General features: G+C 69.1%; 11 protein-coding genes. 2 read left to right on the top strand and 9 right to left on the bottom strand.

The annotated features are described in order from the left end of the window. Positions 1-11 precede the first annotated feature (11 nt). The 3 genes from C4B68_RS27890 to C4B68_RS27880 all read right to left on the bottom strand — a co-directional run bounded on the left by C4B68_RS27890 (position 12) and on the right by C4B68_RS27880 (position 4,605). Complete coding sequence (locus tag C4B68_RS27890) at positions 12-830, bottom strand: HAD family hydrolase (protein WP_099499081.1); 819 nt, start codon at positions 828-830, stop codon at positions 12-14. Then, on the bottom strand, positions 830-3,370 hold the full coding sequence (locus C4B68_RS27885) for a phosphoribosyltransferase (RefSeq protein WP_099499490.1): 2,541 nt from the start codon (positions 3,368-3,370) through the stop codon (positions 830-832). The genes C4B68_RS27890 and C4B68_RS27885 overlap by 1 nt, the downstream gene beginning before the upstream one ends. A gap of 65 nt (positions 3,371-3,435) precedes the next feature. After that, positions 3,436-4,605 carry an HpcH/HpaI aldolase/citrate lyase family protein gene (locus tag C4B68_RS27880; RefSeq protein ID WP_099499082.1) on the bottom strand — a complete coding sequence of 390 codons (1,170 nt, stop codon included), beginning with the start codon at positions 4,603-4,605 and terminating at the stop codon, positions 3,436-3,438. Between the two features lie 180 nt (positions 4,606-4,785). On the opposite strand from C4B68_RS27880, the gene C4B68_RS27875 reads away from it, so the two are divergent. Next, entirely contained in the window at positions 4,786-5,703 is a 918-nt protein-coding gene (locus C4B68_RS27875) for a TerD family protein (protein ID WP_099499083.1), read from the top strand. A 113-nt stretch (positions 5,704-5,816) separates the two neighbouring features. Here C4B68_RS27875 and C4B68_RS27870 read toward each other — a convergent pair whose 3' ends face one another. The 6 genes from C4B68_RS27870 to C4B68_RS27845 form a co-directional block, all read right to left on the bottom strand. Next, positions 5,817-6,554 carry a TerD family protein gene (locus C4B68_RS27870; protein WP_099499084.1) on the bottom strand — a complete coding sequence of 246 codons (738 nt, stop codon included), beginning with the start codon at positions 6,552-6,554 and terminating at the stop codon, positions 5,817-5,819. A 104-nt stretch (positions 6,555-6,658) separates the two neighbouring features. Further along, positions 6,659-7,804, bottom strand: a complete 1,146-nt coding sequence (locus tag C4B68_RS27865; RefSeq protein WP_099499085.1) for a DUF475 domain-containing protein — start codon at positions 7,802-7,804, stop codon at positions 6,659-6,661. 105 nt (positions 7,805-7,909) lie between these two features. Further along, complete coding sequence (locus tag C4B68_RS27860; RefSeq protein WP_099499086.1) at positions 7,910-8,485, bottom strand: TerD family protein; 576 nt, start codon at positions 8,483-8,485, stop codon at positions 7,910-7,912. Between the two features lie 100 nt (positions 8,486-8,585). Next, positions 8,586-9,161, bottom strand: a complete 576-nt coding sequence (locus tag C4B68_RS27855) for a TerD family protein (RefSeq protein ID WP_099499087.1) — start codon at positions 9,159-9,161, stop codon at positions 8,586-8,588. Positions 9,162-9,273: 112 nt separating this feature from the next. Beyond that, positions 9,274-9,732: a peroxiredoxin gene (locus tag C4B68_RS27850; RefSeq protein WP_099499088.1), complete on the bottom strand. Its 459-nt coding sequence runs from the start codon at positions 9,730-9,732 to the stop codon at positions 9,274-9,276. Between the two features lie 269 nt (positions 9,733-10,001). Further along, positions 10,002-10,430: a DUF3052 domain-containing protein gene (locus C4B68_RS27845; protein ID WP_099499089.1), complete on the bottom strand. Its 429-nt coding sequence runs from the start codon at positions 10,428-10,430 to the stop codon at positions 10,002-10,004. Between the two features lie 460 nt (positions 10,431-10,890). On the opposite strand from C4B68_RS27845, the gene aceE reads away from it, so the two are divergent. Beyond that, entirely contained in the window at positions 10,891-13,638 is a 2,748-nt protein-coding gene (aceE, locus tag C4B68_RS27835) for a pyruvate dehydrogenase (acetyl-transferring), homodimeric type (RefSeq protein ID WP_099499090.1), read from the top strand. Positions 13,639-13,644: the final 6 nt, after the last annotated feature.

The following is a 13,644-nucleotide window of genomic DNA, read 5'->3' as shown; positions in this document are numbered from 1 at the left end:
AGCCCCACCGCCTACATCTCCCGAGCCCCCCGCAAGAACTCCCGCAGGATCCGCTCCCCCGCCGCCACCCCTCGCTCCGGAAGCGCGGTGATCGCGGGGGCCGTCCAGTCGGTGTCCGCCAGTTCGCCGTGGCCGGGGCGCCAGCCCCGGTCGGCGGCCAGCAGGAGGTCGGCGTCGAGGAGGGAGTCACCGGCCGCGAGGGTCAGGGGCGCGCCGGTGCGGCGGGCGAGTTCGCGCATGGCCGCGCTCTTGGTGAGCGGCTTCGGCACGGCGTAGATCTTGCGGCCCTGGAGGGAGACCGTCCAGCCGCGGTTCTCCGCCCACACGGCGAGTTCCTTCACCCACTCCTCGGGGAGCAGCTCGCGCTCCACCACCAGATAGACGAACAGGTCCTCGGCCACCCGGTGTTTGCGGACCCAGGACGGGTCGGCGGTGGCCTCCAGGTGCTCCCGCACCTCCGCGAGCGGAGCGCACTCGGTGGCGAGCCGTGCCGTCACGCTCGCGTGCCAGTCGGGGTCGGAGACGCCGTCGACGAGCAGATGCCCGCCGTTGGCGCAGATCGCGTACTTCGGGGCGGGGCCCGGCAGGTTGATGCGCTGGTACTGCTTGCGGGTGCGGGTCGTGGTGGGTACGAAGAGCGCCGTGTCGCCGAGTTCGCTGAGAAGGGCGGCCGCCGTCTCCGTCATGTACGACAGCGGCTTGCTCTCGTGCACCTCGACGCAGAGCAGCCGGGGCGCCCGCGCGTCCGGCATGGTCAGCGCCAGGGCGGCCGAGGAGTAGATGAGGGTGCGGTCGAGGTCGCTGGCGATGAGCGTCTTGGGCGAGGACATCAGACCGTCACCGCCTTGCCGTCGGCACCCGTCGCGCCGCGCGTGTACTTCGGGTGGATCAACCCCACGCAGGTGTACGGGAGATCGGCGACCTCCTCGACGGGCACCCCGCGCTGCTCGGCGAGCAGGCGTACGTGGTCGAGGTCGGCGCCCGCTCCGGCGCGCGCGAGGATCTTCCAGGGGACGCGGCGCAGCAGGACGCGGGTGGTCTCGCCGACGCCCGGCTTGACGAGGTTCACGTCGTGGATCCCGTACTCCTCGCTGATCCGCTCGACGGCCGCCCAGCCCTCCCAGGTGGGGGTGCGGTCGGCGGCGAGGAGTTCCTTGGCCTGGGCGCAGGCCGCGTCGGCGACGTCGGCGAAGCGGGCGGCGATGGCGTCCAGGAAGTCGCCGGAGACATCGGAGCCGGCGAGTTCGCGGTAGAACTTCGCACCGTGGTAGTCGTGCTCGCCGACCAGGTCGGCACGCAGGACCGTGCGCGAAATGAGCCCGGACACCGTCGAGTTGAGGCAGGCGGAGGGGATCAGGAAGTCCTCGCGGGTGCCGTACGTCCGCACGCAGGAGCCCGGGTCGGCGAGGACCGCGATCTCCGGGTCGAAGCCGATGATGCCGTCGGACGCCTCGAACTCCCTTATCGCGTCGGCGAGTTCGCGGCTGATCGCGCCCTTGCCGGTCCAGCCGTCGACGAACACGACGTCGGCCGGGTCGTGGTGGGCGGCGAGCCAGCGCAGCGCGTTGGCGTCGATGCCGCGGCCCCGCACGATCGAGACGGCGTAGTGAGGCAACTCCAGCTCGTGACGGTCCTTGGCCCAGCGGCGCATCAGGACGCCGACCGGGGTGCCCGCGCGGGCCAGGGACACCAGGACCGGGCGCGGCATGGGGGTCCCCCCGCTCATGGGGGTCCCCCCGCTCGAGCGGAGCCGAGGGTGGGGGAGAAGCCGAGAGTGGGGGAACTCGGCGAGCACCAGCTCGGTGACGGCGCCGACGGCCTGGGCGATCCGGGCCGCCGAGGTGCCGAGGGCCGCGTGGAACAGCTCCTGGTACTGGGCGCTCGGCTGGTACTCGACCGGCAGCGACTCCGCGTAGTGGGCGCCACCGCTCTGGATCGCCTCCTCGCGCTCCTCGGTCGGCGCCTCCAGGCCCACGTCCGAGAGGTCCTGGAGCAGCCAGCCGACCTCGTCGGGCGCGTACGAGGAGAAGGCGGGGCCGCGGAGGGGCTCAGCGAGCATGGAGGGCCTTTCGGTGGACGGCCGTGCGGGGACGTACGACGGGACGACGGCGAGCAGGACGCTCGGTGTGTGCGCCGCGAGCTGAGCCAACAGGCCGTCGGGGGCGTGTAGTTCGGAGGTGTCGGCCACGGAGTCGACGACGGCGACGACGGCGTCGAAGCCGGCGCCCGCGACGTTGTAGGCGTAGCGCTCGCCGGGGCCGTCGTCCGGGTTGTCGTGGGCAGGGAAAACGATTCGGCTGCGTATCGCGTAGCCGGGGTCGTCGAGGGCGAGCACCGGGGACCGGGTGGTCGTGGAGTAGCGCACCTCGGAGGTCACCACCTGCTCCAGCTCCCGCGCCAGCCGCAGCGGCGCGTACATCAGCTCCTCGAAGCCGAGCACGAGCACCCGCCGGGCGCCGTCCGGCAGCGCCCCGGCGATCCGGGCGGCCATGGCGGGCAGCGCACCCTCCAGCCGTATGCGATGCGCGGGCGTGAACCCGTGCCGCCCGCCGTCGGGCAGGCCATGGGGCCAGCCGAGCTGGACGCGGGTGGCCTTCCCGGCGCGCGACGCGGTGGCGGGCGCCGCCGACTCGTGCGCGGCGACCAGTGCCTGCCCCTTCTCCAGTACGCCCTCCGGGAGCCGTACCGTCCCCGACGCCGCGGACACCAGGTCCACGCGGGCGCCGATCTCCTTGGCGAACCGCTCCAGCCGGCCCAGGTCCTCGGCCGAGCGCATGTCGACCAGGGCCACGACCACGTACCGCTCGCGCGGGTAGCGCTGGTGCAGGGCGCGGATGGTGTTGAGGACCGTGTTGCCGGTGGAGAACTCGTCGTCGACGAGGACCAGGGGGCCGGATCCGGCCAGCAGAGCGGGGTCCTCGGGAAGCAGCAGGTGCGAGGTGGCGTGCGAGTGGGACTCCTCGAAGCCGCCCGCGCGGGCGACGCCCTCGACCGGGCGGCGGGTGGAGTGCAGGTAGGGCGCGAGGCCCAGGCCGTCCGCGACCGCGTGGCCGAGCCCGGTGGCCGTCTCGGCGTACCCGAGGACCACGGCCGCACCGGCATCCTCGGCGCCCAGCAGGTCGCGTACCCGCCGGCCGAGCGCGAACCCGTATCCGTACACCACGGACGGCGACTGCGGGACGTGCTTGCCCAGGACGTTCGACACGAGCAGATGCGCGCGCTTGGGGTTGCGGCGCAGCGCGAGCCCCAGCAGGTCGCTCAGCTTCTCGTCACCGACGAGTTCGAGGCCGAGCCGCTCGGCGACCCACGTTCCTGTCCAGACCGCGTCGCTCGTCACGTCGTTCGCCACGTCCTTCACTGCGTTGTTCATCAATTCCCTGGTGATCGGGTTCCGCGTCGCGTTGATCGGGTCGCGCGCCGCCCGGTCGGACCGGCTCACGCGGGGAGCCCTGCGGCGAGCAGGTCCACGAAGCCGATGTCCTCGTTGGCGACGCCGAAGGCGTCGGCGCGCTGGAGGGTGCGCTCGGCCCAGGCGCGGTGCGGCTTCACCTCGTTCATTTTGTTCGTGTACGCCGACCGCAGTACACCCCCGCCGTTGCGCTCCGGCTTCAGGATGTCCTGCGCGTCGCTGTACTCCTCGTGGCTGACGACCGAGAGGGCGTGCACGGGCAGGACGTGCGAGGGGTGGATGCAGGTCTTGCCCAGCAGGCCGTTGGCCTGGTCGAGGGTGATCTCGCGCAGCAGCCCGTCCATGGCGTGCTCGATCAGCGCCTCGCGCAGTTCCTCCGCCCGCCCCTCCAGGAAGGGGCTGCGGCGCAGCTGCGGCTTGAACATGCGCTCCTGGACACGGAAGTACTCCCACACCGGCCCGGTCACCGTGAAACCGGTGCCGTCGGCCCGCCCCAGCATGTTCACCACGTCGGCGATCACGGAGGCGACGACCTGGACGTCGTACGCCGTCATGTCGGGGGCCCGGCGCAGGCCGTACGAGGAGCAGAAGTCCGTCACCCCGATGCGCAGCGCGAGCACCCGGTCGCGGTACTTGTCGACGGCGCGGAAGATGCCCTCCAGGGTCTCCACGCGCGACTCCCGGTACAGCAGCTCGGGCGATTCAAGGACCGGCATCGCAAAAAGGCGCCTGCCGCTCGCCGTCTCGGCGCAGGCGAGCGCCTCCAGGAACGGCACACCGCGCTCCTCGGTGAACTTCGGCATCACGAATCCGGACAGCAGCCGGACGGCGGGACCGAGGCGCTGGACGAGGTCGGGGATCTGAGCGGGGTGGCGGACCCGGATGAACAGCAGCGGCAGGTCGCCGGCGTCCTGTCGTGCGGCGAGGGCGGTGAACTGCTGGACCAGGTTCTCCTCGGCGCCCACGACCTCCGAGTCGTCGATCGAGTCCTCCAGGCAGAGCACCATGGAGACCACGCCGCGCGCGGCCTGCTTGGTGATGTCGTCGGCCAGCTGCCCCCGGGTCGCGGGGCTGTACAGCGTGGCCCCGAGGGCCGCGGAGAGCACCCGGGCCGGCGAGTCGGCGGTGAATTCGCCCGGCTCCCGGAAGAAGAGGCGTTGCCGCTCCTCAGGGGCGATATGACCAAAATGACGCATGAAACTCCCCCGTGGCAGCTAGGCGGCCCGACGTGATGTGGCCGGTAATAGTACGTATGGATCCATGTCACAGGTTCCCACCGAGCGTGAAGTTCGGGTAACTCGGCCGTGTCCGGCAAACACCGGTCCTGGCGGGACCCCGCGTTGTCGTGACCAGGACCGAGAGGGCAGGATGACCGCATGACGCACGCGATGCTGAAGGGGTCGAACGTCCCGCTGGACGCCACAGCGGTGCGCGCCGTACTGCGCTGGACACCCGGGCAGGGTGTCCCTGATGTCGATGCCTCGGCGCTGCTCCTCGGCCCCGACGGTCGTGTGCGATCCGACGAGGACTTCGTCTTCTACAACCAGCCCCGCCATCCCTCGGGCAAGGTCTGGCGGCTCGGCAAGAAACGCGTAGCCGAGGGTCTGACCGACACGATCCAGACGGATCTGACGGGTGTCGAGTCCGGAGTCGGACAGATTCTGCTGGTCGCATCGGCGGACGACGTCGCGTTCGACCGCGTACGGGATCTGCGCATCCTGCTGTACGACGCCACGGTCGCGGACGGCGAACCGGTGGCGTACTTCGACGTCAAGCCGGAGACCGGGGCCGAGACCGCGCTGATCTGCGGCGAGCTGTACCGGCGCGGTGACGGGTGGAAGTTCCGGGCGCTCGGCGAGGGCTACTCCAACGGTCTGGTGGGCCTCGCGACCGACTTCGGGATCTCGGTCGACGAGACGGAGGCCGCCGCTTCTGGCGGGGCGCCGGTGACCGGATCCGTGCCCGACGCGGCGCCGGCGGCCCAGCCCGCGCCCGAAGCCGCGGGCTGGGCCGCGCCTGCCGCCGCCGCTGTCCCGGAGACGTCGGTGCCGTTGCCGCCGGAGCAGCCCGCGGCGGTGCCGGAGCAGCCTGCGCCGGTGCCGCAGCAGCCCGCGTACGGCTATCCGCAGACGCAGACGGCGCCCGCCGCCGCGGCCACCGCCGCCGCCCAGCCCGCCTACGGCTACCCCCAGCCGACCAGCCAGCCGGCGTACGGCTACCCGCAGCCGGTGGGCGCTGTGCCCGACCCGGAGTTCAAGCTGCCGCCGCAGGGGCCGCAGTTCATCGGGCGCTGAAACGCTGGGCTTCGCCGGTTCGCCTATGAGCTCGGCGGATCGGCCCTGACGGCGGCTGCGGGATGTAAGTGGCTGGTCGTGCAGTTCGCGCCGCGCCCCGGGGGGCGCTGCGCCTACCGCTCGACCTTCGTCTTGTAGCCCCGCCCCCACTGCAGCCCCCACCCGTACAGCCGGTCGAGTTCGGCCTGGAAGCCGTAGACGAACTTGACCTCGCGGCGTACGGATACCTCGCCCTTGTTGTTCTGGATCATCACGACCGCGCAGGACCGGGCCTGCGGGTGGCGTTCGTCGAGGCCGATCTCGATGCGCGGGCCGTTGCTCGGATAGAGCGTGATGATGGCGTGCGTACGGTCGAAGGCCGGGGTCTGGTCGTAGATGTAGACGAACACCAGGAGCCGCTTGATGTCGTCGCGGTGATCCAGGTTGACGTACGCCGTCTCGCCCGAGGCCGAGCCGAAACGGTCGTCACCGCTGAGCCTCACGTACGGCGGGGCGTTCAGGGCGCCGAAAAAGCTGCCGAGGGGCTGGACCACGCCCTTGGTACCGTCCGTCAGCTCGTACAGCACGCCGAGGTCGAGGTCGACGTTGACCATGCTCTGGGTGTGCGCCTGGACCACTTCCGGTTTGAAGGTGCGGAAGGGGTGGCGCAGCAGGCTGCCGCGCTGCGGCCCGCCTATGTCGGCGCTGCGCATCCGCCAGGACAGGTTGATGCGCAGATGGCCGGTGGCCGCGCCCTGTTTGGTGAGCGAGACCGTGTGGTTCCGTTTGGTCAGCTCGATGGCGTTGGTGGCCGCGCTACCGGAGTCGAAGTCCGCCGAGCGTCCGCGCCACAGATCGTCCCAGAAGCCCATTCCGCCCCCACGTTCCTCTTTGTTCCCCGACATGCGACGGGGCGGCCGTGAGGACTCGTCCTCGACGGCCGCCCCGCTCAGAGCGTTCCTCGGCAAGCCGGGTGTCACACCCCGGACGACACCTCAGCCTTGTCGTCCGAGCCCTCGGCTTTTCCCTCGGCCGCCACAAGCGCCCGGTTGCGGCGCACGGAGGACCAGAAGGACGCGGCGATCAGGACGACGCCGATGAGGCCGGTGATGATCTCGCTGATCTCGTACTGGATGGTGACCAGGAGGATCACGGCCAGAGCGCCGATCGCGTAGTGCGCGCCGTGCTCCAGGTAGGGGTAGTCGTCGAGGGTGCCCTGGCGGACCAGGTAGACCGTCAGCGACCGGACGTACATGGCGCCGATACCGAGGCCCAGCGCCATCAGGACGATGTCGTTGGTGATGGCGAAGGCGCCGATGACGCCGTCGAAGGAGAAGGACGCGTCCAGGACCTCGAGGTAGAGGAACATGAAGAACGCGGCCTGGCCGACGAGCACGATGGCCGGTTTCTTCTTGCCGGTGCGCGCGGCCTCTTCCTCCTCCTCGTGCTCGCGCTCCTCCTCTTCTTCCAGCTTGTCCTCGAAGTAGCCGGACAGGCCGCCGACGATCATGTACGTGATGAGACCGGCGACGCCGGCGAGCAGGACGGTGGCCGACTTGTCCGCGTGCCCGTCGTGCAGGTGGGCGTTGGTCGCGAAGGTCATCGCGGAGACCATCAGGACGATCAGCGCGATGCAGACCGACAGCATGTCGATCTTGCCGAGCTTGGCCAGCGGCCGCTCCAGCCAGGCGAGCCACTTGATCTCCCGGTCCTCGAAGATGAAGTCGAGGAAGATCATCAGCAGGAACATGCCGCCGAAGGCCGCGATCGCCGGGTGGGCGTCGGTGACCAGCTGCTCATAGCGGTCCTTGTTGTTCAGCGCGAGGTCGACGGCCTCGATCGGGCCGATCTTGGCGCTGATGGCGACGATGACGACAGGAAAGATCAGCCGCATGCCGAACACGGCGATGAGGATGCCGATCGTGAGGAAGATCTTCTGCCAGAAGGCACTCATCTTCTTCAGGATTCCGGCGTTGACCACCGCGTTGTCGAAGGAAAGGGAGATCTCGAGGACGGAGAGGATCGCCACGATGCCGAAGGCGGTCCACCCCCCGTAGAAGACCGCCGCGACCAGGCCGAGCGCGGTGACCGCGAACGACCAGCCGAAGGTTTTCAGAAGCACTGGCTACCCAATCGTGTATGTACGGGTCTCCCCCGCGCCGTACTCGGCTTTACTCACTGTTGACCACGAAGTCTAAAGGGCTGCCCCTTCGGCCGGACGGGGGCCCTAGGAAACGCTGACCCCGAAGTCGAGGGCGATGCCCCGCAGGCCCGACGCGTACCCCTGGCCGACCGCGCGGAACTTCCACTCGTTGTTGTAGCGGTAGACCTCGCCGAAGATCATCGCCGTTTCCGTGGAGGCGTCCTCGGAGAGGTCGTAGCGGGCGAGCTCCTGGCCGTCGGCCTGATTGACGACGCGGATGAAGGCGTTGCTGACCTGGCCGAAGGTCTGACCACGGTTGTCGGCGTCGTGGATGGAGACCGGGAAGACGATCTTCTCCACGTTGGCCGGAACCTTGGAGAGGTCGACCAGGATCGACTCGTCGTCGCCCTCGCCCTCGCCGGTGAGGTTGTCGCCGGTGTGCTCCACCGAGCCGTCCGGGCTCGTGAGCTGGTTGTAGAAGATGAACCACTCGTCCCCGAGCACCCGCCCGCCGTTGCACATCAGCGCGCTGGCGTCCAGGTCGAAGGGGGCTCCGGTGGTGGAGCGCGCGTCCCAGCCGAGCCCGATCATCACCTTCGTGAGATTCGGTGCGGCCTTAGAGAGGGAGACATTGCCCCCCTTGGCGAGCGTGACGCCCATGATGCTGGTCCTCCCCGAGGTCATTCGTTCAGTTGTACGGCGGTCCGGCACCGCACGTGACGGGTGCGGTGCCGGACCGTAGAGCCGAAGGCCGTACCGCTCAGACGTTCACGCCGAAGTCCTGCGCGATGCCGCGCAGGCCCGAGGCGTAACCCTGGCCGATGGCGCGGAACTTCCACTCCGCGCCGTTGCGGTAGAGCTCGCCGAAGACCATCGCGGTCTCCGTCGAGGCGTCCTCGGAGAGGTCGTACCGTGCGATCTCCGCGCCGCCCGCCTGGTTCACCACGCGGATGAACGCGTTGCGGACCTGCCCGAAGGACTGCTGGCGGTTCTCGGCGTCGTAGATCGAGACCGGGAAGACGATCTTCTGGACATCGGCCGGGACGGCGGCGAGGTTGACCTTGATCTGCTCGTCGTCGCCCTCGCCCTCACCGGTGAGGTTGTCACCGGTGTGCTCGACCGAGCCGTCCGGGCTCTTGAGGTTGTTGAAGAAAACGAAGTTCTGGTCGTTGCCGACCTTGCCCTGGTCGTTCGTCAGGATTGCGCTGGCGTCGAGGTCGAAGTCGGTGCCGGTGGTGGTGCGGACGTCCCACCCCAGACCGACGATGACCGCGGTCAGTCCCGGGGCCTCCTTCGACAGCGAAACATTGCCGCCCTTGCTGAGGCTGACTCCCACGAGTCCTCCCAATAGTGTCCGGGGGCGGGGCGCCCCGTAGTGCGTTGGTATCGGATCAACGACTAGATCCTAGTGACGGGTTCCCGCGCCCACAGGGCTTGGAACCGAAGAATCACAGGGTGTCGAGTGCCTTGACGTACTCGTTCAGGTCACGCGCGTCCGGCAGGGCGTTGACGACGGTCCAGCGGACCACGCCCTCCTTGTCGATGATGAACGTGCCGCGCACCGCGCAGCCCTTGTCCTCGTCGAAGACGCCGTACGCGCGCGAAATGTTGCCGTGCGGCCAGAAGTCGGAGAGCAGCGGGTACTCCAGGCCCTCCTGCTCGGCGAAGACGCGCAGGGTGTGGATGGAGTCGTTCGAGACGGCCAGCAGTTGGGTGTCCCGGTCGGTGAACTGCGGCAGGTTGTCGCGCAGGGAGCACAGCTCGCCCGTGCACACGCCGGTGAACGCGAACGGGTAGAAGAGCAGCACCACGTTCTTGTCACCGCGGAAGTCGGACAGCTTCACGGTGGCGCCGTGGTTGTCCTTGAGTTCGAAGTCCGGGGCCTGGGAGCCGACCTCGATCGCCATGGTCACACGCTTCCCTTCCAAGGGTCTGTTCGGGTGACGACCAGCCTACGCAGTGATCGGTACGGCCCCCGGTCCGGGCACCCGCGCCACGGCATCGCGCATACATGACGGTCCGGCGCGGCGTTCCCGTAGGGCTCCGGTGCGGCGCATGCGTATGGCTCCGGCGCCGCGTACGAGTAGGGCTCCGGCGCCGCGTAAGCGTGAGACCCCCGCCGACGGTGGGCCGGCGGGGGTCTCACGCGATGCTCTGCGGCAGACGGAGCGGGAGCTCAGCGCTTCGACTTGGGCGTGGCCAGGCGCGTACCCGACCATTCCTTGGCGACGGAGACGCTCTTCGTCTGGGAGAGGCCGGCGGTCTGTGCGGCATCGCTGATGTCGCTGGGCTCGACGTAGCCGTCCCGGCCGGTCTTCGGGGTCAGCAGCCAGATCATGCCGCCGTCCTCAAGGAGACCGATGGCGTCCACCAGGGAGTCCGTGAGGTCGCCGTCCTCATCGCGGAACCACAGCAGCACGACGTCCGCGACGTCGTCGTAGTCCTCGTCGACCAGATCCTGGCCGATCTGCGATTCGATGCTTTCACGGAGCTCGTGGTCAACGTCGTCGTCGAAGCCGATCTCCTGGACCACCTGTCCGGGCTCGAACCCCAGCCTGGCGGCCGGGTTGGTCCGCTCCTCCGCGTGGTCCGCGGTCGCGCTCACGGCTTGCCTCCTGAATGTGTTTCGGTAGATGTCTCAGCCACGCGCGTGCGCGAAGCATTGGCCGTAGTCCACACGGGCGGGACGGATCGCGCAAGTACCCGGCCGCCGAGACCGCCGAAACGGTGACGATCCCGGCGGTGTCGCCGCAACTCCCGACGGTCGATTACGGCACCACGTGACGCACACCACACCCTTCTGCCCCTTTTGTCCACTTCGGAATCCTTGGAGCGGGCGAGACCCGAATGACTTTGCGGAACGCGTCACGGAGTGAGCGTATCGTTACGTTTTGGCCGGACCCGTCCCGACGGACCGCGGGGAACGCCTTGGTTACCCCTTGGTAGAGATGACGTTTGTGTTCCCGAGGTCCACGATGGGGAACGACTGCGGACACCTGGAGAAACCACAGCAGACACCCCGCAGACAATCCCCGCAGACAGCCCTCTGACAGCGAAGGAACAGCGTGCCTTCCGGATCCGATCGCACCCCGATCATCATTGGCGGCCTTCCCAGCCAGGTCCCGGACTTCGACCCTGAGGAGACTCAGGAGTGGCTCGACTCCCTCGACGCCGCCGTCGACGAGCGCGGCCGTGAGCGCGCCCGCTACCTGATGCTGCGACTGATCGAGAGGGCCCGCGAGAAGCGCGTGGCCGTGCCCGAGATGCGCAGCACGGACTACGTCAACACCATCGCCACCAAGGACGAGCCGTTCTTCCCGGGCAACGAGGAGATCGAGCGCAAGATCCTCAACGCGACCCGCTGGAACGCGGCCGTGATGGTGTCCAGGGCCCAGCGCCCCGGCATCGGGGTCGGCGGCCACATCGCGACCTTCGCGTCCTCCGCGTCCCTCTACGACGTGGGCTTCAACCACTTCTTCCGCGGCAAGGACGAGGGCGACGGCGGCGACCAGATCTTCTTCCAGGGGCACGCCTCCCCCGGTATCTACGCCCGCGCGTTCCTCCTCGACCGCCTCTCCGAGCAGCAGCTCGACGCGTTCCGCCAGGAGAAGTCGAAGGCGCCGTACGGACTGTCCTCGTACCCGCACCCGCGGCTGATGCCGGACTTCTGGGAGTTCCCGACCGTCTCCATGGGCCTCGGCCCGCTCGGCGCGATCTTCCAGGCGCGGATGAACCGCTACATGGAGGCGCGCGGCATCGCCGACACCTCCAAGTCCCACGTCTGGGCGTTTCTCGGCGACGGCGAGATGGACGAGCCGGAGTCGCTCGGCCAGCTGTCGATCGCGGCGCGCGAGGGCCTGGACAACCTGACCTTCGTCGTCAACTGCAACCTGCAGCGCCTCGACGGCCCGGTGCGCGGCAACGGCAAGATCATCCAGGAACTGGAGTCGCAGTTCCGGGGCGCCGGATGGAACGTCATCAAGCTGGTCTGGGACCGCAGTTGGGACCCGCTGCTCGCCCAGGACCGCGACGGCATCCTCGTCAACAAGCTGAACACCACGCCCGACGGCCAGTTCCAGACGTACGCCACCGAGACCGGCGCCTACATCCGCCAGCACTTCTTCGGTGACGACCACCGGCTGCGTGCGATGGTCGCGAACATGACCGACGACCAGATCCTGCACCTGGGCCGCGGCGGGCACGACCACAAGAAGATCTTCGCGGCGTTCTCGGCGGCCAAGGCGCACAAGGGCCAGCCGACGGTGATCCTGGCGCAGACGGTCAAGGGCTGGACGCTCGGCCCGAACTTCGAGGGCCGCAACGCCACGCACCAGATGAAGAAGCTGACGGTCGACGACCTCAAGCACTTCCGCGACCGGCTGCACCTGCCGATCACCGACAAGCAGCTGGAGTCCGGCCCGCCGCCGTACTACCACCCGGGCCGCAACTCCGAGGAGCTCCAGTACATGCACGACCGGCGAAAGTCGCACGGCGGGTACGTCCCGACGCGCGTCGTGCGGTCGAAGCCGCTGGCCCTCCCGGACGACAAGACGTACGCGAGTGTGAAGAAGGGCTCGGGTCAGCAGTCGATCGCCACGACCATGGCGTTCGTACGCCTCCTGAAGGACCTCATGCGGGACAAGGAGATCGGCAGGCGCTTCGTGCTGATCGCGCCCGACGAGTACCGCACCTTCGGCATGGACTCGTTCTTCCCGAGCGCGAAGATCTACAACCCGCTCGGCCAGCAGTACGAGTCCGTGGACCGCGATCTGCTGCTCGCGTACAAGGAGTCGCCGACCGGCCAGATGCTGCACGACGGCATCTCGGAGGCCGGGTGCACGGCGTCGCTGATCGCGGCCGGCTCGGCGTACGCCACGCACGGCGAGCCTCTGATCCCCGTCTACGTCTTCTACTCGATGTTCGGTTTCCAGCGCACCGGCGACCAGTTCTGGCAGATGGCCGACCAATTGGCGCGTGGTTTCGTGCTCGGTGCGACCGCCGGGCGTACGACGCTGACCGGTGAGGGTCTCCAGCACGCGGACGGCCACTCGCAGCTGCTCGCCTCGACGAACCCGGGCTGTGTCGCGTACGACCCGGCGTACGGCTTCGAGATCGCGCACATCGTGAAGGACGGTCTGCGCCGGATGTACGGCTCGTCCGACGAACACCCGCACGGCGAGGACGTCTTCTACTACCTCACCGTCTACAACGAGCCGATTCAGCATCCGGCCGAACCGGAGAACGTCGACGTGGACGGCATCCTGAAGGGCCTCTACCGCTTCAGCGAGGGCTCCTCGGGCACGATCCCCGCGCAGATCCTCGCGTCGGGTGTCGCCGTGCCATGGGCGGTCGAGGCGCAGCGGATCCTCGCCGAGGAGTGGGACGTACGCGCCGACGTATGGTCGGCGACCTCCTGGAACGAGCTGCGGCGCGAGGCCGTCGGCGTGGAGGAGCACAACCTGCTGCACCCGGAGGAGGAGCAGCGGGTGCCGTACGTGACGCAGAAGCTGAACGGGGCCGAGGGTCCGTTCGTGGCCGTCTCCGACTGGATGCGATCGGTTCCGGACCAGATCTCGCGGTGGGTGCCGGGGACATACCAGTCCCTCGGCGCGGACGGCTTCGGCTTCGCGGACACGCGTGGCGCGGCCCGGCGCTATTTCCACATCGACGCGCAGTCGATCGTGGTCGCGGTGCTGACCGAGCTGGCGCGCGAGGGCAAGGTCGACCGGTCGGTGCTCAAGCAGGCGATCGACCGCTACCGGCTGCTCGACGTGACGGCGGCCGCCCCGGGCGCCGCGGGCGGCGACGCCTGACGTCGG

The sequence above is a fragment of the Streptomyces dengpaensis genome, assembly GCF_002946835.1.
Classification (GTDB): Bacteria; Actinomycetota; Actinomycetes; order Streptomycetales; family Streptomycetaceae; genus Streptomyces; species Streptomyces dengpaensis.
This window is presented reverse-complemented; position numbering and strand designations above follow the sequence as displayed.

Excerpts from the sequence above, each read along its gene's own strand:
- C4B68_RS27880 (WP_099499082.1), bottom strand. The coding sequence starts at position 4,605 with ATGCGTCATTTTGGTCATATCGCCCCTGAGGAGCGGCAACGCCTCTTC.
- C4B68_RS27875 (WP_099499083.1), top strand. The coding sequence starts at position 4,786 with ATGACGCACGCGATGCTGAAGGGGTCGAACGTCCCGCTGGACGCCACA.
- C4B68_RS27870 (WP_099499084.1), bottom strand. The coding sequence starts at position 6,554 with ATGGGCTTCTGGGACGATCTGTGGCGCGGACGCTCGGCGGACTTCGAC.
- C4B68_RS27885 (WP_099499490.1), bottom strand. The coding sequence starts at position 3,370 with ATGAACAACGCAGTGAAGGACGTGGCGAACGACGTGACGAGCGACGCG.
- C4B68_RS27860 (WP_099499086.1), bottom strand. The coding sequence starts at position 8,485 with ATGGGCGTCACGCTCGCCAAGGGGGGCAATGTCTCCCTCTCTAAGGCC.
- C4B68_RS27890 (WP_099499081.1), bottom strand. The coding sequence starts at position 830 with ATGTCCTCGCCCAAGACGCTCATCGCCAGCGACCTCGACCGCACCCTC.
- C4B68_RS27850 (WP_099499088.1), bottom strand. The coding sequence starts at position 9,732 with ATGGCGATCGAGGTCGGCTCCCAGGCCCCGGACTTCGAACTCAAGGAC.